Source organism: Cognatundibacterium rugosum, assembly GCF_014284365.1.
GTDB classification, from domain to species: Bacteria; Pseudomonadota; Gammaproteobacteria; order Burkholderiales; family Burkholderiaceae_D; genus Undibacterium; species Undibacterium rugosum.
The window spans coordinates 81845-104216 of sequence record NZ_JACOGG010000015.1 but is presented as its reverse complement, the minus strand read 5'-3'; the positions used below and the strand labels follow the sequence as shown (position 1 = coordinate 104216).

Below are 22372 nucleotides of genomic sequence, written 5' to 3'. Positions count from 1 at the left end.
CATCGGCTGATCCGGAAGTCATGATCGAAATGAACATGACCCCGCTGATTGACGTGATGCTGGTATTGATCATCATGCTCATCATCACCATCCCGATTCAGAATCACTCCGTGAATCTGAACATGCCGACCAACCAGGCCGCGCCGAAGAATCCGGTGGAGCCAGTGGTGGTCAACATCGACGTCGACTTTGACGGCACGGTATTGTGGAATGGAGTGGCGTTGGCGAACCGTAACGAACTCGAAGCCAAGCTGACTGAAGTGGCGACCCAGGCAGACCAGCCTGAGGTGCATCTGCGTCCTAACGCGGTGGTGCCATACAAATCGGTGGCCGCGGTGATGGCCTCAGCCCAGCGTCTGGGCGTGACCAAGATCGGTATGGTTGGGAATGAGCAGTTTATGAAGTAATAGTCGTTGCAGGTATTGCGGCTGACCCCGCCGTGTGTAGGTGTTCGGGTGTTGAGAGACATCCGGGCACAGGTGTGCAAATCTGGCGGGGCGCGCTGTCAAACAGGTCTGATGCCAGTGGGCAGATTCAGACAGAAAAATTGCTGCTGAATCAGGAAGTGGTGTGGTCATCCACCTTCGGAGCTTGAGGTAGGATGAGGCTAAGTGCGGCATGCTGGGAGTAGAGGTATGTAAGGGGATGGTAGCTAAAGCAGCTTAAATTGCTGCACATTGTTAAATACCACTTAAATACCTATTGACAACCACTAGCTATTACTTTTACAGTGAAGCTTATAATTTTAACAGAAACAATTTGAGTTGATTCAGACTCGTCTTTGAGCCCGAATTAAGCCGTAAGCCCAACGTGCACACATGAATTCAGAAGAATTAAATTCAGGAAATTCAGTTTCCTTATCTAAGGCTGCAGACGTCGCTGAGTCTGCTCAGAACTTTCGCTACATAGTCGGAGTTGATGGCGGGGGGACGGGGACCAGGGTGGTGTTGTGCGATGCCGGTGGTGCTGAGATTGCGCGTGGCGCTGCGGGGCCGTCTGGTCTGGCGCATGGTCGTGATAAAGCATGGCAGCAAATCCAGCTGGCTTTGGAATCTGCATTGACTGCGGCGGGTGTAGCGAACCCTGCGTTGAGTGAAATTGCGATAGGTTGTGGCCTGGCTGGTGTTAACAACGTGCACTGGGCACAGGAATTTATCGCGCTGAATCCCGGCTTTGGCCGTATCGTAGTCGAGACCGATGCCTATACCACGTTGCTTGGCGCCCATGGCGGCGCAGCAGGTGTCGTGATTGCACTGGGTACCGGTAGTGTGGGTGAGATGTTGACGCAAGATGGAGCGCGGCGCGAAGTCGGCGGCTGGGGCTTTCCGGTAGGCGATGAGGCGAGCGGCGCGTGGCTGGGTTTTCAGGCCGTGAATTACGCACAGCGTGTAATGGATGGGCGTCTGATTGCAGACGCTTTTTCGGCAGAGTTATTTGAGCATCTGGGCGCAGATCAGGCTGCGATGTTCAGCTGGCTGGCTGCTGCAAATCAAACACGCTATGCCACGCTGGCGCCGATCGTGATCCGGCATGCAACGGATAGTCAGGTGGCCAGGGAAATGATGCTGCAAGCTGGGTGTGATGTGCAGGAAATGGCTTTGGCGCTCGACCCGCAGCAGAGTCTGCCGGTTGCACTAAGCGGTGGTCTGGCGGAAATGATACTGCCGTATATACCTCAGCCTTTACAACAAAGAATACAGGCACCGGTGGGGGGGTCTGCGCATGGCGCGATGCTGCTGATTAAGCGTCACCTCCAACACACGATGCACAAGAACGTATAAAAACGTATAAAAACGAAAAGCAAAACAGGGAGGCACAGATGTTGTCACATTTGATCGATTTTAAACCCGATAGTGAAAGTTCCACGCCGCTTTATCTGCAGCTGGCTAATAAACTGGCCAATGGCATACATAGCGGTCTGTGGCAGCCAGATGAAGCTTTACCCTCCGAGCGCATGTTGTCCGAAGCACTGGAAATTTCACGGGTGACTGCACGTAAAGCGATAGATATGCTGTGCGAGCGTGGTTTGCTGACACGTAAACATGGCTCTGGTACCTATATCACGCCTAAGCTGGAACAGCCTTTGTCGCGCCTGACTAATTTTAGCGAAGAATTGCGTCAACGTGGTTTTGTACCCGGTTCACGCTGGATTTCACGTGACACAGGTGTGGCATCACCTGAAGAGATTTTGTCCTTAGGTTTGTCGCCGAATACAGTAGTGTCGCGTTTGAAACGTCTGCGCACTGCGGACAATGTAGTCATGGCGATAGAAAGTACCACGATTCCTGCCATGTATATGCCCAATCCTAAGCTCGTGACTGACAGCTTGTACGGCTATCTGGAGTCGCATAACGTAGCACCAACACGCGCATTGCAGCATATCCGTGCGGTCAACGCGACAGCAGAGCAGGCACGGCTGGCAGATATCAAACAAGGTGCGGCCATGCTATTCATTACCCGTGTCGGATATCTGCCAAATGGTACTGCGATTGAGTTATCGCATTCGTACTGCCGCAGCGATTATTATGACTTCGTTGCGGAGTTGTTCAGATGAGTTTGCATCAAGGCTTGCGCGGGAAAATCCTGACACCGGAAGGTTGGGTGCAGGGGCGCATCGAATTCAGCGAAAAGATTGCAGCGATACATGCCGATAAAAATGCGGCAGAGGCTGAGTTACCTTACATCTTGCCTGGTTTCGTTGATCTGCATGTGCATGGCGCGGGTGGCAAAGATACGATGGAAGCTGGAGACGCAGTTTCCGTGATTGCGCGTCAACACGCCAAGCATGGTACGACCAGTCTGCTGGCAACCACCATGACCGCACCGCAGGCGGATATTGAAGCGGCATTACATGCAATTCGCCCATTGGTGGATGCGCGTCCGGCCAACTCAGCGCGGGTATTGGGTGTGCATCTCGAAGGTCCGTATATCAATCCGGGTAAGCTGGGCGCACAGCCTGATTTTGCTGGCATCGGTTCCTTGCAACAAGTTCAGCACTTGCACGCGATTGCACCGATACGGCTGGTCACGGTTGCTCCTGAGATGGAGGGTCATTTGCAACTGGTGCGAGAATTGACCGCGCTGGGTATGCAAGTACAAATTGGGCACACTCTCGGTAGCTATGAAGACGGTGTGGCTGCGCTGGAGAGCGGTGCCAAAGGATTTACTCATTTATATAACGCGATGTCGCGACTCGATCATCGCGCTCCCGGCATGGTTGGCGCTGCGCTCGCCCATGCTGAATTCTCAGAAATTATTCCTGATCTGCTCCACGTACATCCGGGAGCGATCAAGGCAGCGCTGCGGGCAATTCCGCATTTGTATTGTGTGACCGATTCGACTGCAGCATCCGGTATGCCGGACGGGCAATACATGCTGGGTCGTCAGGTGGTACATAAATGTCTGGGTGGTGTGCGTCTGGAAGATGGCACATTGGCAGGCAGCACCCTGACGATGGATCAGGCTTTACGCAATCTGGTCAGTATCGGACTCACGCTGGAAGATGCTTCCAGACGGGTTTCTACTTATGCCGCTGATTATCTCGGTTTATCTGAACGTGGCCGCCTGCGTGCGGGAGCGTTCGCCGACCTGGTTGTGCTGGATGCCAGCCTCAACCTTATTGCCGTGTATGTAGAAGGAGAAAAGATTGACCTCTCAGATGCTTAAAGAAGCCTGCGCTTCATCCGAACGCGTAGCTTATCAACTGACTCAGGAACGCCAGGCTTATGCCGATCTGGGCGCACATTTACGTGCGCATCCACCCGCATCGGTGCTGACGGTGGCGCGTGGCAGTTCCGATCATGCCGCCAACTATGCGGCTTACCTGATCATGGCGCGTCTGGGGCGGCTGGTGACTTCACTACCGATGTCGCTGGTCACTTTGAATAAAGCGCCGCTGCATACCAAAGACACACTCGCAATCGCGATTTCGCAGTCTGGCCAAAGCCCGGATGTGGTGGAGCCGATTTCGTATTTTCGCCAGGGTGGTGCCACCACAGTAGCACTGGTCAATGATGCGGCATCCCCGTTGGCACAGGCGGCTGAATGGACTATGCCTTTGCATGCAGGTCCGGAGCTCAGTGTGGCGGCGACTAAGAGTTTTATTACCTCGCTGGTAGCCGGTGCCCGTCTGGCTGGACACTGGCAAAATGATGCGGACTTCCTGAGCGCGATTGATGCCTTGCCGGAAGCCTTGCATGCTGCGACTCAGCTCGACTGGTCAGCGGCACTGGATGTACTGACACCGGCTCAGCGCATTATGGTGGTCGGGCGTGGTATCAGTTTTCCGGTAGCGCTGGAATCTGCCCTGAAGTTTAAAGAAACCTCAGTGATACAGGCGGAAGCCTTCAGCGGCGCAGAAATCAAACATGGTCCTATGGCCTTGATACATGATGGCTATCCTTTGCTGATTTTCGCGACCCGCGGTGCGGCACAGGAAGGCCTGATCCGTCTGGCAGAAGAAATGCGTGGGCGTGGCGCGAACGTCTTGCTGGCAGCGCCTGACAATGTGGCAGAACGTAATCTGACCTTACCAACCGCTGCTACACCGGATCTGGATCCTATCGTTGCGATTCAGGCTTTCTATGTCATGGCTGCGCATTTGTCGGTAGCGCGTGGGCTCAATCCTGATCAGCCACGCCATTTAAGCAAAGTCACCAAGACAAATTAATCAGCAGTACCGTGTATCTTGCTTCACTGCGCTCAGGACTACTGTGCCTGAGCGCAGCGAGAATTGCGCTGTGCCAAAAAAACAGAGACATCTTCAACGCCGTCCGGGATTTAGAAAGTCGTGACAGGAAAATGAAACATAGGCGATTTTTAAATAGCTGGCGGCAGCGTGCCTGTCGCATAGTCTGTCGATCCCGGCTCGCGGCTGGTTTGTATTCCGTGCTCTTGCTGGCTGGCTTGATGCTGGCATTGCCAGCACCCGCATATGCTGCCCAGAAAATTGAATTCTGGACCATGAGCCTTAAACCAAAATTCATTCCTTATTTTCAGGATTTGGTACGCGAGTACGAGGCTAAGCACCCTGGCGTCAAAGTAGAGTGGGTGGATTTTCCCTGGGATATCCTGCAGCTGAAACTGATTACTGCCATTGCGGCCGGAAGACCACCAGCGTTGGTTAATCTGAGTGTGCCCTGGGCAGAAGAAATGGCGCGCGATGGCTTATTAGAGCCTGTGGATCAGTGGCTGGCGGTGCCGGGTAAGACGCCCGACTATACCGATGCTGCGTTGGCAGATTTACGTTTCAACGGCAAAGTGTATGGCTTTCCGCATTACAGTAATGTGAATGTGATTGCCTATAACCGCAGCCTGTTAGCCGCGACAGGGCAAATCAAAGCGCCAGAAAATATGGATCAGTTGCTGGCCTTGGCAGTGATGATTTCTGCGCGTACCGGCAAGCCTGGCTATGCACCGGCCTTAGGAAAGATAGATGGCTTTCTGATGCAGCAGGGCTTAGCGCTGGTCAGCGATGGCAAGGCGGTTTTCAATTCGCCAGCCCATGTGAACTTAATACGCAAGCTTGCGGCGACTTACAAAGCAGGTGGTTTGCTCAAAGATAAGCTGTTTGCAGAAGATAATTTCCCAGCCGTGGTCGATGCCTATCTGGGCGGGCGGCTGGGGCTGATGGTGAGTGCACCGACTGCGATCCGTCGCATACAGACCGATGCGCCCGAGATCTATGCGCAGACCGGAATATTCCCTGTGCCTGCCGGGCCAACCGGTATCAATGATGGCGGCTGGATGTTCCATTTCGCGATACCGAAAGGCGTCAAAAAATCCGAATTACCTTCGATTGCCGAGTTCGCACGGTTTCTGACCGGTGAAAACAATCAGCTGGCCTTTGCCAAAATGGCGGGTGTGATGCCGACCACGAAACAGGCCCTGGCACATCCGTATTTCCGTCTTTTGCCTGAACACACAGGCGCGGCCGAACAGGCACTGAATGTAGCGGCGAATTCCATGAATTCAGCACGCAGTCTGTATGTGGCTGGTATCGATGATTACGATGAGTTACGCCGCTTTCTGGTGAAAGCAGTGGAGGCCGGGGTGACCGGTAAACGTGATATTCAGGAAGCGCTGGACGAAGCGGTGTTGATCTGGAACCGCAAACTGCGGAGGCGCGCGCACTCATGAGCTCACAACGTTTGTTAGCCTGGCTATTCGTGACACCGGCGCTGCTGTTACTGGCGGCCTTTTCATTCTGGCCCGTGCTGTATGGTTCGTATCTGAGTTTCACCGATTTCAGCCTGATGCGCGAAACCCATTGGGTCGGTCTGGATAACTATGTTGCACTATTCAATAATGAAATGTTCCTGACAGGCTTACGCAATTCCTTTGTGTTTTTGCTAGTTGTGCCTTGCACCCAGCTGGCGGCCATCTTGTTGGCGGTGCTGGTGAATAATCGCTTACCTGCGATACGCTGGTTCCGCGCTGCGTTTTATGTGCCGGTTGTGACCACCGTGTCAGTGGTCGGTATCATGTGGGGATTTATGTTTCATGAGCAGGGCGCACTCAACTACGTCTTGCTGCGTGCGCATCTGATCGCAGCCCCTTTGGGCTGGTTGTCGGATGATGCGCTGGCATTACTGTGCGTGATGTTTGTGTCGTTCTGGCGTGGTTTAGGCTGGTATATGGTGATGTATCTGGCAGCCTTGCAATCACTGCCGGCAGACGTCGAGGAAGCCGCCTTGCTTGATGGTGCAAATCGCTGGCAACGTTTCTGGCGCATTACCTTTCCTATGCTGCTGCCTACCGTCATGATCTGCAGCATCATGTGTGTGCTGGCCGCACTGAAGGCCTATCAGGAAGTCGATGTGTTGACTCAGGGCGGCCCGATGAACTCCACCTTTACCGCGCTTTACTATGCGTATGATCAGGGCCTCAAGCATTTGAAATTGCCGCGTGGTTTAGCGGCCAGTTTTGTAGTGTCGCTCAGCTGCATCGCGATTGCCGCTGTGTGTTTGCAATACCTGAGACCGAGGCAGCGCACATGAAGCATGCAATTTTTTCGAATGCACGATTCCATTTGTTGCAGCGCTTGCTGGGGCCCTTGCTGCATTATTTGTTGCTGATCCTGATAACAGTGATTTGCGTTTTTCCGTTTTGGTGGACGCTGGTGGTGGCCTTGTCGACCAAGGGCAACACCTTTGCGTTTCCGCCGGTATTCTGGCCGCAAGGCGTGGCACTGGATAATTTCGCCGAAGTTTTCCGCGTGATACCAATACTGGCGTTTTACAAAAACTCCATCCTGATTACTGTGCTGACCGTGGCCGGTAAATTAGTCATTTGTTCTATGGCGGCGTATCCGCTGTCGCGTATGCAATTTCGTGGCCGCCGTTTGATGATCGGTGTGGTGTTGCTGACCATGGTGCTGCCTTCGGAAGTGAATTTTCTGGTCAACTTCATCAGCATGACCCGGCTCGGGCTGGTCGATACCTATACCGCTGTGGTCTTGCCGAATCTGGTTACCGCAGTTTCTATCCTGTTACTCAAGCAAGCCTTCGATGAAGTGCCGCAGGATTTGCTCGATGCGGCGCGGGTGGATGGTGCCAGCGAATGGAGCGTGTTTTTTCGCATTGTGTTGCCATTGATCGCGCCCTGGCTGGCGACGGTCGGCATATTGACTGCGGTGGAAGCCTGGAATGAATACATCTGGCCATCTATCGTGATCGCCAAACCGGAAGATTTCCCCTTGTCGGCCGGCGTGCTGTATTTACGCGGCACCTACGGCAGTAGCACCAGGGTGATCGCAGCAGGAACGATTTTGACGGTCGCACCGATACTGGTGGCCTTTTTATTTACCCAGCGCTTTTTTATGCGCGGCATGGATGGAGCAGTGAAATGACGCAAGAAACCCCATTAGTAATGAGTATCGAAGAAGCCCGTCGTCTGGCTGGTCAGCTGGTCATGATACGGATGCCGGGCACCCGTCTGGATGAAGAGGCAGCAGCTTTTCTGAAGCAGCATCATATCCGCGCCATCTGTCTGTTCCGCGGCAATATGACTGATGAACTGCAATTAAAAAAAATGACGGCCGACCTGCGCGCTGTGATGGGCCCGGAGGCATTGATTGCATTGGATCAGGAAGGTGGCGCTGTGGTGCGTTCGACCTGGGTGCCACAACCGCCTGCCGCGATGTCGCTCGGGGCGAGTGACGACAAGGACTTGTGTTATCAGGTAGGTGCAGCAGTGGCCCGTGGTGTCAAGGCACTGGGTTTTAACTGGAATTTTGCACCAGTGCTGGACCTGAATAATAACGTGGACAATCCAGTCATTTCCGAGCGCTCCTTTGGTTCCGATCCGGCCCGCGCGGCAGAGCTGGCACTGGCCTGGATGGATGGCAGTTTGTCGGAAGGCGTGGCGTGCTGCGTTAAACATTTCCCGGGACATGGCGACACCAATGTCGATTCGCATCGCGACTTGCCTACCGTCGATAAAACACTGGAAGAATTGCAGGCACTGGAGTTGGCACCATTCCAGATTGCTGTGAGCCGTGAAGCACCTGCCATGATGACAGCGCATATCGTGTATCCGGCGCTGGATGCCGACAATCCGGCCACGATGTCAGAGGCTATTTTGACCGGGCTGCTGCGTAAGCAATGGAATTATCAGGGCGTGGTGATTACCGACGGCATGGATATGCATGCGATTGCAGGACGCTATGGTGTTGGTAAGGCCGCAGTCAAAGCCTTGCTGGCTGGCGCGGATCTGGTGATGGCACTGGGCACCACGGAAACCCAGCTGGAAACCCTGGAAGCACTGACACAGGTCATTGCGAGCGGCCAGATTACAGTGGCAGAGATAGAACAAAGGCTGGCGCGGGTACGTCGGCTGACGAAGACTTATCCTTGCCAGCAAAGCGCGTATCAGACTGAACTGGCAGACCGTATTTTGATGTCTTCTGCCTGGAAACGCGGGCTCACCGCTTGCGGCAATCCGGTCGCACCAGCCAAAGGCAGCAAGGTGCGTCTGGTCATCAGTGCCGATGTGGTCAGCGACGGCGTGTCGGAAGCGGGCATACCGGCAGAAAAAGTCACGGCCATGTTAAGCAGTCTGTACGACGTTGATACCGTGACCTTTGACAATGCGGATAGCTTCTGCTGGGACGATTTACCGCAGGACGGGCGCTATGTGATTCTGGCCTCAACGGTACGCATACGCTATAGCCAGCAAGTCCGGGATAGCTGGAAACCCGACCTGCATCTGGTGTTGTGGAATCCTTTCCAGATGCTCGATATTGATGCACCGGCTTTGCTGACTTACGGCTTTGCTGCACCGGCAGTGGACGCAGCACGGGCCTGGCTGGCAGGTGAAGTCCGTGCCGATGGAAAAATTCCTGTGAGCGGATTTCAGTCAATCTAAAGCTCAGCGTAGTGGATAAAGCAACACCAATATTCAAATAAGCACCTTAAAGGCAGAGGCAGAGACAGGTATGGCGGAAGTTAGCTTGCATCAGATCCGTAAATCCTATGGATCGCAGACGGTACTGCAGGATATTAACCTGCATATCCGCGATGGCGAATTCATGGTCTTTGTCGGCCCTTCGGGTTGTGGTAAATCGACCTTGCTGCGCATGATCGCTGGGCTGGAAGAGATCACCGATGGTGAGTTACAGATCGCCGGTGTGCGCGCCAATGAAACAGCACCGGCACAGCGTGGACTGGCGATGGTGTTTCAGTCCTATGCGCTGTATCCGCATATGACGGTGTATGAAAACATGGCCTTTGCCTTGAGCCTCACACGTATGGCGAAAGCGGAGATACGCAAGGCGGTAGAGCAGGCGGCTGAAAAACTACAGATCAGCCATCTGTTGGATCGTAAGCCGAAAGACTTATCGGGTGGTCAGCGGCAGCGGGTGGCGATAGGGCGTGCCATCGTGCGTCAGCCACAATTGTTTTTGTTGGACGAGCCTTTGTCGAATCTGGATGCGAGCCTGCGGGTGCAGACCCGCATAGAGTTAAGCCGTTTGCATCAGGAATTGCAATCAACCATGATCTACGTGACGCATGATCAGGTCGAGGCCATGACGCTGGGGCAGCGCATTGCGGTCTTTCATGCAGGCGGTATCGCTCAGGTTGGTACGCCTATGGAGTTGTATCATCAGCCCGCCACGCAGTTTGTGGCGGGATTTTTGGGTTCGCCCAAAATGAATTTTTTTCAGCTGCGTTTGCTGGAAGTGCAGCCAGCTGCTTTGCGTCTGAGTTTGCCCGGACTGGCGGAGTTTTCTATACCGGTTTCCAGTGCAGCACTTCCGTCAGCGCAGCTGCAGCCGGGCGCAGTGTGGACGCTGGGTGTACGCGCTGAGCACTGGCAGCTAAGCAATGCACAATCCGCTGCAGAGGCAGGATACAGTGACAGTTTCACACTGCAGCTGGGATTTGTTGAGCAGCTGGGGGACAGCAATGTCTTATATCTGTCCGCCGCTGGCCAGCAGGGGATGTTCGCGATGCGGGTATCCGCGGCTGCCGCCTTACCAGCACCGGGCCAGAGCGTACAGGTCAGTCTGAATCTCGCCCATTGCCATTTGTTTGATACAGATGGTCAGGCGGTACAGCGCAGCGAGACTGTCGTGTCGGTTCAGTTGGCTCAGTCCGCATCCTGATGGCACAGTTCGCTATGCAGCGTCAGCAAACGGTTGATGTATTTCGCGCATTGACCATCGTGCTCATGATAGGGGTCAATGATCTGGCCGGCGTGACTGGCATACCGGGCTGGATGCAGCATGCTGCAGCAGACGCCGGCTATATGACTTTAGCGGATCTGGTGTTTCCGGCATTTTTATACATTGTCGGTATGTCGGCCTACCTGAGTCAGTCGATCAGCGCAGCGAAAAGCTCGCGCTGGCAGCGCACCGTGCAGACGACTCGGCGCTCAGCGGTGCTGGTGCTGCTGGGTGTTTTGATGGTCAATGCCGACAGTGGCTACGACGCAGGCCGGATGTGGCTGCCCATCCATCTGTGGAATGTCTTGTTGTATCTGGCGATTGCGGGTATCTGGCTGGACTGGCCTGCGCTGAGTGGCAGACCGCGTGTGATCATGCGTAGCTTGGCAAGCTTATTGTTGTTGCTATTGTGTGCCAGCTATGTGGGGCAGGACGGTGGCACCATCTTACGGCCACAATGGTGGGGCATACTTGGGCTGATAGGCTGGGCTGCCTGGCTCGCGAATCTGGTGCTGATCTGGCTGAGTCGACGTGGTCTTTACTTGTTTGTGCTGGCGCTTATTTGCAGTGTGCTATGGGCAACGCTCACACGCTGGCTGCCGTCGGGAACTGGCGTGCTGGAGCAGATGAACCTACTCACGCATACCCAGATTGTGTTGATGGGCGCGGCTAGCGCGGCCTGGCTGATACGTCTGCCCACAGTGGCGACTGCGCGTACGACGGATGCATTGGCGTTGCAGGCAATCGTACTTGTGCTAATGGTTGGCATCACTTGCTACTATTTCCCAATCTCTAAAATCCGTGCCACACCATCCTGGGGCTGGATATCGGCCGCAGCTTGCTGGCTGGCTTATCTGGGCCTGGAGCGCACTATCAAGCTCAACTGGCTGACACGCCCAGTTGCTTTGCTTCTGCCTGCAGCGCGCCACTCGCTACTATTGTATTTACTGCCTTACTTAGGCTTCCATTTGTTGCGTGCATTGGGGGGCGGATGGCCGCAGTGGTGCCTGCAAGCTGATGTGGCCATGCTGATTACGCTGGGATACATGGCGCTGTTATTTGTAATCGTGGCGCAACTGGATAAACGCGGCTGGCAATTACGAATCTGAATGGCGTAGTGCCGGGATGCTGCTCAGCCGGCGAGGGCAGGGGCTGAGCAGGGTAGGAGATGAAGCCGGATTATGCCGTCACTTGTTCAGGTGTGGCAGGCGCAGCTGCCTGTTCTTTTTCTTGCACAGGAATACGTACAAAGCGGGTCAGTATCAAGACCGGGATAGCTGAGATCAGTACCCAGATAAAGAAGTTCTTGTAGCCCAGCGCCATTTGTATGTCGCCGCTGATCATCTTGAAAAACACCGCACCCAGCTGCATCACGCCGGTACCCAGCGCATAATGCGCAGTCTGGTATTTACCCACGGCGACGACCTGCATAATGAACAGGATCAGGCCGACAAAGCCAAAGCCATAACCAAACATTTCAAAACTCAGGGCCGTTGCAATCACTGCCATATTGTCCGGCATTTGTGAACTCAAAAAGAAAAACACCAGATTCGGTACATTCATGGCGATGATCAGCCACGGCAGTGCACGACGCAAGCCCAGCCAGGATGTGAAGTAACCGCCTAATATGCTGCCTGCCAAAAATGCGATGGTACCCGCGCTGCCATAGACCAGGCCGACCTGATCGGTAGTTAATCCCAGTCCGCCCAGCTCCTTGCTATCGCGCAGGAACAGCGGGCCTATGGTCTGTATCTGACCTTCACCGGCACGGAACAGAATAATGAAAGTGATGGCCAGCCAGATGCCCGGCTTTTTGAAAAAATCGATGATCACATCCACCAGCGTGCTGAATACAGTTTGCATGGATTCGCCAGTTTGTACATTGCGCGTGCCTGGCAAGGCCCAGCTGTGATAGATACCGAGTGCAATCAGCATCACGCCGAGTATGCCAAAGATAATCATCCAGGCACTGTGGGCACTCATCTGCTTCTCCAGATGGCCGGCCAGGATCACCAAACCACCGAGTGAGATGAATTTGGCCGCATTGAAAAATGCACCTTGCCAGCCCGCGTAGGCTGCCTGTTGCTTGTGACTCAGGGTTGAGATGTACAGCCCGTCAGCCGCAATATCATGGGTGGCAGAGGCGATAGCGACGATTGCCAGTAAGGCGATACTGATCGCGAAATACATAGGCAACTGCAGCGATAAGGCCACCAGCACCAGGCTGACGCCACCCAGGCATTGAAACAGCACAACGATCAGTTTTTTACTGCTGGCGGCTTCCAGGAAGGGACTCCATAAACACTTAAAGACCCAGGCAAAGCCGATCAGGCCAGTCCAGCGTGCGATCTGGTCATTGGGTACACCCAGACTTTTATACATCAGGCCTGCGACCAGCGCCACCGCGTAGTAGGGCAGGCCTTCTGCCAGATAAAGCGTGGGCACCCAGCGCATAGGATGGATAGATTTTGTCTCTGCTGTTGTTGTCATGGAGCTGTCTCTAAAAATAATCGGAACTCACGCTGCCTGGCGTCATGCCTGCTGCTCAGCTCATCTCTGTGAGCGTGGGATGAGGGGTAAAGTGGAGAACATACTAGGCAGTGCTGGACTGGTCAACTGGTTTTATATTTGCAATGCCACTTAAGTGCCAGTAGAATATTCCGCATCCTTGGATGCTGATCCTGAATTGTTGTCAGTGCCTTGAATTAAATCGCTATTGGACGCACTGCCGGTTTTTTTATAGCTCCCCGCAGCGTGTTGCTAAGCTGCGAAAATCTGAATAAAAACAACAACTGGTATTAGCTGGCATTATCCGTTTTTTGCTCTTGTATTTTCGTTTTTTACTCTATTCCCCTGAAACATAAATCGCAGCCGCTGCCTGCTGCCTGCGATGCCAGTGGCCTGATCCTAAGTGGTCTGCCTGTGAAATTAAGGATGTGAACCCAAATGACGCAACAATCTGTACGCTATTCTTCTATCGATGCACTGCGCGGCTGGACCGTTGCCGGGATGCTGCTGGTGAATAATGCGGGTGACTGGAATCATGTCTTGCCTTGGCTCGAACATGCGCAATGGAATGGCTGTACACCGGCTGACCTGATTTTTCCATTTTTTCTGTTTATCGTCGGCCTGTCACTGGAACTGGCTTTTGCGCCGCAACTGGCTAAGGGTGTGATGCCTGAAGCCTTGCGTAGTCAGGCTTTGCGCCGCGGGTTGCGCATGCTACTGCTCGGTGTCGCCTTGCATGTATTCGCGTGCCTGACCATTGATGGACGCGCATTTCGCTTGATGGGCGTATTGCAGCGCATAGGCATAGTCTTTGTGCTGGCGGCCTTCATCATGCTGTATCTGCGTACCCAAAGCAGCCGCTGGATCGCTTTGCTGGCGCTGATGGCGCTACACAGCTTACTGTTACTGAGTGGTGGTTCCTTACTGCCACATGCCAATCTGTCTGATCGTATTGACAGTGTATTGCTGGGCCCGCTCGCGTATCAGTACGACGCACTGACTCATATGGCGCAGGAGCCGGAAGGCATCTTGTCGACTTTGGGTGCATTGAGCAGCGTGCTGTTTGGTATTCAGGCAGGCAGCTTGTTACGTAATCGCCAAACGCCGCAGCTGGTATGGCTGGCACTGGCTTGCTTATGTGCGGGTTTGATCAGTGGCCTGGAACTTCCGTGGAATAAGCAAATGTGGACCGCATCGTTTGTGTTATGGACCAGTGGCTGGGCGATGGCCTTGCTGTTGTTGGTGCATCAGCTGATCGATGTGCGTGGATATCCGGCCATAGGGCGCAGCTTCGGCATCAATGCCATTGCCGCTTATGCGGGTTCCTGGATCGCTACCTGCCTGCTGGCCTATACCGGAGCCGGTGACTGGATATATCTACATTGGTTTGCGCCAAATCTGCCTGCGCTGATCGGCGAGGCATGGAGCTCTGCTGCATTTGCTGTTGCGTTTACAGCCGTGTTTGCTGCACTGACCCATGCGATGGCGCGTAAAAATTGGCGCATCGTGATCTAAGCACTTTCGTCCTGCGCTGCCATCCTAGTTGAGCAGCGCATGACTCAGCGAGTGTATTTCTTCGTCTTTTTCCTGCAGAATTTCCTGTAATGTGGATTCATCCACTTCAAAATTCAGGTGTGCAGTGTGCGCTTGCATAGCCGGGCTCAAATGTTGATGCAAAGGCGAGGATACCGGCGCAATATCGTTCGCCAGGATCAGGGTATCGCCCAGACTTTCAGGTGGATAAGTGGCCAAACCTTTCCACATGAATTCGACGGCATCGATCACATGTTGCGGAATCTCGAGCTGCTGCAATACACCACGACCGATCAGCTTTTCACCATATTCACTCCAGGCCTCATTTTCGCTATCGATTATGCCTGGATACTGTTCGGCGCAAGAAATCAGATAGAAGCCGCCTACCTCATGGATCAGACCCGCAAACATTGCGGTATCAGGATCAACATGGGTGATATGTTTTGCAATCACTTGTGCCAATGCAGCGACGTGTACGGTGTGTTCCCATAGCTGACGCGCCTTGGCAATCAAAACCGGATCGCGCAATTGTTGATTCAGTTGGCGCACTATTAATGCGGTGACCAGGATCTTTGTCTGACTGAAACCCAGGCGGTTGACGGCGCCACGAATATTGCTGATGTCAGCGCCAGAGCGGTTATAAGCAGCAGAATTGGCGACTGCCACGATACGTGCAGATAACAGCGGCTCACCGCTGATCAGTTTGCTTGCAATTTCCGTGTGGCAATCTGGATCGTCTAATAAATGCTTTAATTTCAGCGTCTGTTCCAGATGGGTGGGAAAGACTAGCTGACCTTGTCTTGCCTGGTCAGCAATTATTTTGAACATGCTCAGCCTGTCCATGATGGCACTCCTTCAACACACTTCACATTGGGAAATAATGTTAAAAGGCGTTGCAGTTCCATCTTAGTAGCTGCTTGTCGAAAAACAAGGATTAATTTCCATGTGGAAATTAATCGAGACTCAAAGCTAGATTTACTTTTTTTAGTTTACTTATCCTGTCTTGGCAAATAGCGCACAGTTCCTGGCTCTTGAGCGGGCTCCGCTGAACCGTAACTGTTCGCATTTGCTGGCTTGCGTTGAGCAGGGCTGATCAGCCCCAGAAATACGCGGAATACGAAGAAAGCAATAAACAACGCAAGGATAAAAGGTATCAGGCTCAGCAATACCAGAATTGCTATCAGCACCAGCGCGATGCGCGGTAAGGGGGTGTGTAGTGAAGCTTGCGCGCCGCGGCTCGCAATTTGCCGGAATTCCTGGCTGAGTTGACGCAGAACGGAGTAGAGGTACTGGGTAAAGGGTGTTTTCATGATTAGGGCCTGTTACGTTTTAAATTACGCATCTCGCAATTTACAGCTTAACAGGCCCTGATCCTTAGGCATCAAGTTGCCTGACTGAATTTGTTTCCGCGGAGGCAGGCGCCATTGTGGCGTAAGCTCAGGCCTCAGGCTACGGTAAAAATCAGCCGGAAATGCCGATATGCAGAAATGCTCAACAAAAAGCCCTGCCGCGGATGGCGGCAGGGCTCAATTTAAATATGACTGATATTGAAACGCGGCTTATTTCGCTGGTGTCGCTGCAGTTCCCAGATGTTGCAGGAAGAAGCTTTCATACTTCTTATGCCAGGCCTTGGCCTTGACCGCGCCACCCATGCCATGTTCGCCATCCGGATCGAGGAACAGATCAACTAACTGTTCTTTGCCGTTTTCCAGCAAAGCACGATACACATTCACCGTATCCTGATACAGCACATTCGGATCTTGCATACCATGCACCAGCATCAGCGGTTTTTTCAGACCTGCAGTCAGCGGCAATAGGGAATATTTACGCAGATTTGGCTTGCTACGCTCAGTTTTGCCGATGGTGCGGCCGCTATACCAGCTGTTATAGTTTTCCCACTCCGTCGGACCAGCACCAGCGATGCCAGCTGCGAACGTATCCGGACTGGTGTACAGCGTGTATTGCGTCTGGAAGCCACCAAAGCTCCAGCCCGTCAGGCCGATACGCTGGCCATTGACGCCCAGATTTTGCTGCATGTATTTGGCCAGATCTTCCAGATCTTCCGTTTGTGGCTTACCTGCCTGTTCCCAGTTCGCATCACTGAATTTGCGGCCATAGTTGGAATGACCACGAGGATCAACCGCCACCGTCACATAGCCGTGCTTGGCAGCCATATACATACCAAACAGATAGGCGGTAGGCTGGAAACTGTCAGTTTCTACAATATGGCGGTCATTCAGTGGGCCACCGTAGGTATAGACGATAGCAGGGCGCTGATCCGCTGCTTGCCAGCCTGCTGGTTTGAAGACATAGGCCTGAATCGCATCACCATGGCGATTGGTGAAACTGAAACGTTCCGGACTCAGTACTGCAATCGCATCCCATTGCTTGTCATGGCTCTGCGTCAGGGTCTGCACCTTGCTGGATTTTACATCGATCACTTTCAATTCAGGGCGGCTGGACCACTGACCGGCTACGCTGGCGACTTTCTCGCCATTTTCGGCCGCATCGCTGGCACGATGGAAGTCACCCTGCTGTCCGAGTGCCTTCATGTCGCCGCTGGCCAGATCGGCTTTGAATACATTCATTGCCGCGAAATCCCCTTTGTTCGCCAGCACAAACATGGACTTACTGTCTGGCGTGAAGCCGAGAATACTGTGCGCTTCAAAATCGCCTTTCAGGATCGCTTTCGCGCTGCCGTTGTCCGTATTGATCAGGTAGGGCTGACGATAGCCTTGTTCATCCAGGATCGCGATCAGTTGTTTGCTGTCCGGTGTGAATTGTGGACTGATGACATTGACCACTTCATGGCCGACATTGCCACGACGTTCGAAGACGACTTTCGGCTTCGCAGTTTCGTCTGCCTTGCCGACATAAATACGCAGCACATCTTTTTCACGCTCCCAGGTCGAGAAGGTGTAGCGGCTACCATCTTTGGCCCAGCTGACTTTACTCATTTCAAACCAGACATCGCCCCCTTTATTGGTGAACACGGGTTCTGGCTGACGGGTATTGGCATCTGACACTCGGCGGATATACAAGGCAGTGGCAGATACTTTGCGCTTGTCATCGGATACTTCGCGCGATACTTTTTTGGCGGTTGCAAAGCGTTCGCTGTAATTCATGATTTCGACCTGACGTTCCGAATTTGGATACGGTTTGTCCGTCTCGGGATTTACTTCGTTCGCGTATCCGGAGATCGCCATCCACGTTTTATCTTCACTTAATACGGTATCGAAGATACTGTATTTTTTATCGGCGTCATCCGGATGAATCAGTTCGCGATTTAACTGGCGGATCGCGCTGGAATCAAAGCTGGCGCTGTACAGGCGCTTGTCATCCATGTAGATATAGCCCTTGTCATTGGCCTGATACGCGACGATGCGTTCGGCTTTATCGGTCTGGGTCAAGCGTTCGATTTTGCCTGAACTGGCCTGCAGGCGGAACAGATCACCGCGGTATTGGAAAATCAATTCGTTTTTCTTATTTGCCCAAACCAGCTGATCCACGCCGGGGTAAAGATCGCCCGCCTTGAGTTTGTTCTTGTTGATTTTCTTTTTCAGCTCATCGCGCAATTCCCACAATTCTTTGGCTTTGTCGCTGTCGGCCTTATTGTCTTTCTTATCGCCGGCAGTTTTGGTATCTGTTTTTCCTGCTGCGGCTTTTTCCTGTGCTGCTTCAGCATCGGCTTCTGCTTTTTTAGCGGCTTCTTTGGCTTTTTTATCCGCCAGTTCTTTTTTCAGCTCTTCCAGTGCGGCGTTTTCCCATTGGAATAAATCGACTTTTTCACCACGCAAATAGGCTGCCTGCGCTTCGGCCTTAGCCTGGCGTTCCGCTTCTTCTTTTTCGCGTTGCTGGAATTTTTTATCGAACTTATCCCAGACTTCCGGCGCATCGTAAGCCTTAATGATGGCTGGTGAAGTGATGCGTTTCGTCTCACCGGTTTGTGTGTCATAGACGTACAAATCCGAACCCACTTCGCCAAACGGATTCCAGACATACGCCAGATAGCGTGCGTCGTGGCTGAAGTGGATCAGACGGGCAGACTGGCCGGCATACGACTTGCTGCGAAATACCTGCTCCAATGTCAGATCAGCCGCTTTCACTTGAGGAATAGCGGGCGTATCGGCATGCACAACTGCCGGATTTAGGCTGACCAGTGAACAGGCAAGCGCGACGCTCAGGGTAAGGAATTTTGGTGTCATGTTCATTTTCATTTATTCAGGGCAAGAGGAAAACCGCTGGGGTACCGCATGGACTTATCCGCGTTTTATAGGAATAAGCAGATATAGGCAGAGATAGACAGAGACTGCATGTTGCAGTTCCATGTCAGGCGAAGGAATTCCACACAACGCGAGATTATTTGCTGAAAGTAATCAATGACCGATTTTAATTGCTTGTTTAAATAATTGGCTAATTGCTGGAGAATTGGTATCAACTTAGCCCGCCATGTCGGCGGGCTAAGTGCAATTTGAGTGAAGCTCAGTGACCTGATCCGTCAGCGTGCAGGGCGCACCACCAGTGCGACGCCAGCCAGTGCGATGGCCATGCCGATGGCGGCAGTCAGGGTGAATTTTTCATCGAACATCAGCCAGGCCATTACCGCAGTGACGGCGGGGACCAGATACATATAGCTAGTGACTTTGGTCGCTTCGCCATGGCGTATCATGATAAACAGCACAGAAATACCTACCCCCGACAACACGAATACTGACCAGGCCAGTGCAGCAAAAAATTGTGGCGTCGGCTGTATGCTTTCCGTTTCCAGCAGCAACGCAAACGGCAGGGTGATGAATAGCGAGGCGGCAAATTGAATGACCTGACCGGTACGCACATCAAAGCTGGGGCAGGTTTTTTTCTGATACAGGGTACCGGTAGTCATCGTCAGTAAGGCCATCACCGCCAGCGCAACGCTGGACAGTGATAGCCCGACCACAGAAATTTTATTCGCTACCACCAGCGCCACACCGGCTATGCCGAAGGCTAGTCCCAGCCATTGTTTGCCACGTATGCGCTCACCGATCAGCGGGCCCGCAACGGCAGTCAGGATGGGCTGGATATTCGCGATGAGTGCCGCCACGCCAGCAGGCATACCCAGTTTGACCGCACACCAGATCCCACCCAGATAACCAGCCTGCATCAGGATGCCGGCGATCGCAATCGGGCCCCAGTCTTTGCGCTGTGGCCAGGGAGCGCGCATCGCGACCGCGAGTACCAGCATGAAGGCGACTACGCCCAGATAGCGTAGACACAGGAAGGTCAAAGGTTCTGCATACGGCAGACCATATTTGGCGACGACATAACCGGAGGCCCAGATGAAGATAAAAATGCCGGGCAGCGAGCGTAATAACAGAGAGGGTGAATTCGACATGCTTAAAGGTAGGGGAGAGTGAATCAAGATGTGATGCATCTTCGCATAAAGCCTTGTTGCTACAGATGAAAAAAAACCTGCGTATATAGCATATCGCAGGTTTTTTTCACGTGTACCGGTCGGCGGACCGGCACAGATGCAGCATGTGTGTTGCTTAAGCCAGATTGGCTGCGGCAAAGTTCCAGTTCACTAAAGACCAGAATGCTTCCATGTATTTAGGACGTACATTGCGGTAGTCGATGTAGTAAGCATGTTCCCACAGATCGCAAGTCAGCAAAGGTGTGTCGGTTGTCGTCAGTGGTGTGGCCGCGTTAGACGTATTGACGATATCCAGAGTGCCATCAGCTTTTTTAACCAGCCAGGTCCAGGAAGAACCGAAGTTACCAACTGCAGATTTAGTGAAGGCTTCTTTGAATGCATCGAAAGAACCCCATTTGGCGTTGATCGCATCAGCCAGAGCACCTGCAGGCGCGCCGCCACCATTTGGTGTCAGGCTATTCCAGTAGAAAGTGTGGTTCCAGATTTGAGCTGCATTGTTGAACACGCCGCCGGAGGATTTTTTAACGATCTCTTCCAGTGTCAGTGTTTCAAACTCTGTACCTTTGATCAGGTTGTTGAGATTGGTGACATAAGTCTGGTGATGTTTACCGTAGTGGAATTCCAGTGTTTCTTGAGAGATGTGTGGCGCCAGAGCGTCCAGTGCATAGGGCAATGCCGGTAAGGTATGTTCCATGTCGCGTCCTTTAATTGACTGAGGTTTCCGTCGGTAAAACGGGATTAAGCTACGGTGAAAGTCAGCATTGTAAGCGTTTGCGCGTAAGCTTGCAGCCAGTGATGGCTAATTCCCTGCGTGATACAGGGTTTTTTCAGGCTGAGCTGGTCAGATGTGCTCAGTAGCAGGCCGCGCGTATCATTGCTCATCCAGGCTGGTCTGTATGCTGGCAATACCCAGTTGCGCACTGCCTTGTGCCAATTGCACCCGTACGGCGCTACCCGGTTGCAGCTGGGCCGGGGAGCGCAGCGCACGTCCTTTACCATCACTCAGAATGGCATAACCACGTTCCAGCGTGCGCTGAGGATTGAGTAATTCCAGCTGGGCTTGCAGGTGTGTCAGTGTCTGATGCTGTTGCTGCAATCTGGACTGGCTGGCATGGCTGAGACGTTGCCGCCATTGCTGGAGTTGCGTACTGCGGCCAGCGGTGTCGGGCGTCTGGTTGTGCAGTGCTTGCGCTAACTGGCTGAGCGCGTGGCGAGAATGTTGCCATTGCTGGCGGGCCGCAAAGCTCAGGCTCTGGCTGGTTTGCTGCAATTGCTGGCGTCTGGCGGCGATGGCTGCAGCCGGGCTTTGCACGCGTCGTGTCAGCCAGTCCAGGGTTTGTTGTTGCTCGTTGAGCAGACGGGTTTGTGCGCGTTGCAGTTGTTGCGCCTGGCGCGCGAGTAAGTCGAGCCACTCTGTACGTGGCGTGGCTGCCAGCTCAGCGGCTGCGGTTGGGGTGGCAGCGCGCAGATCGGCTGCGAAATCAGTGATGGTAAAGTCGGTCTCATGCCCTATGCCAGCGATTACCGGTATCTGACTATGTGCCACAGTGCGGGCCACGATTTCTTCGTTAAATGCCCACAAATCTTCCATGCTGCCACCTCCACGACAGACCAGCAGCACATCACATTCTTCACGCGCATTGGCGGTGGCGATCGCTTGCGCAATTTTGGCGGCTGCGCCTTCACCTTGTACCGGAGTAGGATATAGAACGACAGCAATATGCGGTGCACGCCTTTTAAGCGCAGTCAGGATATCGCGCAGCGCCGCTGCCTGAAGGCTGGTGACGATACCGATACAGCGTACGAAAGATGGGATGGGACGCTTTCTGGTGACGTCAAACAAGCCTTCCTGTTCCAGTTGCGCCTTCAGACGCAGAAAGGCCTCGTACAAATTGCCGACACCGGCGCGTCGTATCGCTTCCACACTGAGTTGGTAATCGCCACGCGGTGCGTACAAGCTTACCAGCGCTCGGACTTCCACCTTGTCGCCTTCTCTGGGCTGAAAGTCGGCATATTGCGCGCGGCCACGGAACATCACAGCTCTGACCTGGGCTGCCTGATCCTTGAGTGTGAAATACCAATGCCCAGAGGCGGCGCGGGTGAAATTGGAAATTTCGCCGGAAACCCATGTCAGTGGCAGGTTGCGTTCTAATAACTGAGCAACCGCGTTGTTCAGCGCTGAAACACTGATCACGGACGGCTTGCTGGCTGGGTTTGAAAATGTAGGTTCTGTATTCATGAGGCTGACAGCAGAA

19 protein-coding genes are annotated in these 22372 nt (G+C 53.4%); 12 read left to right on the top strand and 7 right to left on the bottom strand.

Annotated elements, in window-relative coordinates; all coding sequences use genetic code 11:
* The 11 genes from H8K47_RS14215 to H8K47_RS14165 form a co-directional block, all read left to right on the top strand.
* A partial coding sequence (locus tag H8K47_RS14215; RefSeq protein WP_186882063.1) for an ExbD/TolR family protein occupies positions 1 to 407 on the top strand: 407 nt, incomplete at its 5' end.
* A 411-nt stretch (positions 408 to 818) separates the two neighbouring features.
* On the top strand, positions 819 to 1781 hold the full coding sequence (locus H8K47_RS14210; protein WP_186882062.1) for a glucosamine kinase nucleotide-binding domain-containing protein: 963 nt from the start codon (positions 819 to 821) through the stop codon (positions 1779 to 1781).
* Between the two features lie 38 nt (positions 1782 to 1819).
* Positions 1820 to 2554 (top strand): GntR family transcriptional regulator, encoded by a 735-nt coding sequence (locus H8K47_RS14205; RefSeq protein WP_186882061.1) that lies wholly within the window; start codon positions 1820 to 1822, stop codon positions 2552 to 2554.
* On the top strand, positions 2551 to 3666 hold the full coding sequence (gene nagA, locus H8K47_RS14200) for an N-acetylglucosamine-6-phosphate deacetylase (protein ID WP_186882060.1): 1116 nt from the start codon (positions 2551 to 2553) through the stop codon (positions 3664 to 3666). The genes H8K47_RS14205 and nagA overlap by 4 nt, the downstream gene beginning before the upstream one ends.
* Positions 3659 to 4669: an SIS domain-containing protein gene (locus H8K47_RS14195; RefSeq protein ID WP_162021291.1), complete on the top strand. Its 1011-nt coding sequence runs from the start codon at positions 3659 to 3661 to the stop codon at positions 4667 to 4669. Before nagA ends, H8K47_RS14195 begins: the two co-directional genes overlap by 8 nt.
* 131 nt (positions 4670 to 4800) lie before the next feature.
* Positions 4801 to 6138: an ABC transporter substrate-binding protein gene (locus H8K47_RS14190; RefSeq protein ID WP_230410217.1), complete on the top strand. Its 1338-nt coding sequence runs from the start codon at positions 4801 to 4803 to the stop codon at positions 6136 to 6138.
* Positions 6135 to 6998, top strand: a complete 864-nt coding sequence (locus tag H8K47_RS14185; protein ID WP_186882059.1) for a carbohydrate ABC transporter permease — start codon at positions 6135 to 6137, stop codon at positions 6996 to 6998. Before H8K47_RS14190 ends, H8K47_RS14185 begins: the two co-directional genes overlap by 4 nt.
* Entirely contained in the window at positions 6995 to 7849 is an 855-nt protein-coding gene (locus H8K47_RS14180; RefSeq protein WP_186882058.1) for a carbohydrate ABC transporter permease, read from the top strand. Before H8K47_RS14185 ends, H8K47_RS14180 begins: the two co-directional genes overlap by 4 nt.
* Positions 7846 to 9366 carry a beta-N-acetylhexosaminidase gene (nagZ, locus tag H8K47_RS14175; RefSeq protein ID WP_230410216.1) on the top strand — a complete coding sequence of 507 codons (1521 nt, stop codon included), beginning with the start codon at positions 7846 to 7848 and terminating at the stop codon, positions 9364 to 9366. The genes H8K47_RS14180 and nagZ overlap by 4 nt, the downstream gene beginning before the upstream one ends.
* Before the next feature lie 70 nt (positions 9367 to 9436).
* The gene (locus tag H8K47_RS14170) at positions 9437 to 10606 is read left to right on the top strand and encodes an ABC transporter ATP-binding protein (protein ID WP_186882057.1); all 1170 of its coding nucleotides are present in this window, start codon (positions 9437 to 9439) and stop codon (positions 10604 to 10606) included.
* Entirely contained in the window at positions 10606 to 11775 is a 1170-nt protein-coding gene (locus H8K47_RS14165; RefSeq protein WP_186882056.1) for a heparan-alpha-glucosaminide N-acetyltransferase domain-containing protein, read from the top strand. The genes H8K47_RS14170 and H8K47_RS14165 overlap by 1 nt, the downstream gene beginning before the upstream one ends.
* A 70-nt stretch (positions 11776 to 11845) precedes the next feature.
* Here H8K47_RS14165 and H8K47_RS14160 read toward each other — a convergent pair whose 3' ends face one another.
* On the bottom strand, positions 11846 to 13156 hold the full coding sequence (locus H8K47_RS14160; protein WP_186882055.1) for an MFS transporter: 1311 nt from the start codon (positions 13154 to 13156) through the stop codon (positions 11846 to 11848).
* Between the two features lie 456 nt (positions 13157 to 13612).
* On the opposite strand from H8K47_RS14160, the gene H8K47_RS14155 reads away from it, so the two are divergent.
* The gene (locus tag H8K47_RS14155; protein WP_186882054.1) at positions 13613 to 14689 is read left to right on the top strand and encodes an acyltransferase family protein; all 1077 of its coding nucleotides are present in this window, start codon (positions 13613 to 13615) and stop codon (positions 14687 to 14689) included.
* Between the two features lie 24 nt (positions 14690 to 14713).
* Here H8K47_RS14155 and H8K47_RS14150 read toward each other — a convergent pair whose 3' ends face one another.
* The 6 genes from H8K47_RS14150 to xseA form a co-directional block, all read right to left on the bottom strand.
* Positions 14714 to 15550 (bottom strand): HDOD domain-containing protein, encoded by an 837-nt coding sequence (locus H8K47_RS14150; RefSeq protein WP_186882053.1) that lies wholly within the window; start codon positions 15548 to 15550, stop codon positions 14714 to 14716.
* Positions 15551 to 15696: 146 nt separating this feature from the next.
* Positions 15697 to 16017, bottom strand: coding sequence for a hypothetical protein (locus tag H8K47_RS14145; RefSeq protein WP_186882052.1), 321 nt, complete (start codon positions 16015 to 16017; stop codon positions 15697 to 15699).
* Between the two features lie 249 nt (positions 16018 to 16266).
* On the bottom strand, positions 16267 to 18912 hold the full coding sequence (locus H8K47_RS14140) for a S9 family peptidase (RefSeq protein ID WP_186882051.1): 2646 nt from the start codon (positions 18910 to 18912) through the stop codon (positions 16267 to 16269).
* 293 nt (positions 18913 to 19205) lie between these two features.
* Positions 19206 to 20078, bottom strand: coding sequence for a DMT family transporter (locus H8K47_RS14135; RefSeq protein ID WP_186882050.1), 873 nt, complete (start codon positions 20076 to 20078; stop codon positions 19206 to 19208).
* Positions 20079 to 20232: 154 nt separating this feature from the next.
* Positions 20233 to 20811, bottom strand: coding sequence for a superoxide dismutase [Fe] (gene sodB, locus H8K47_RS14130; protein WP_162021258.1), 579 nt, complete (start codon positions 20809 to 20811; stop codon positions 20233 to 20235).
* A 177-nt stretch (positions 20812 to 20988) separates the two neighbouring features.
* Positions 20989 to 22356 carry an exodeoxyribonuclease VII large subunit gene (xseA, locus tag H8K47_RS14125; RefSeq protein ID WP_186882049.1) on the bottom strand — a complete coding sequence of 456 codons (1368 nt, stop codon included), beginning with the start codon at positions 22354 to 22356 and terminating at the stop codon, positions 20989 to 20991.
* Between the last annotated feature and the right edge of the window lie 16 nt (positions 22357 to 22372).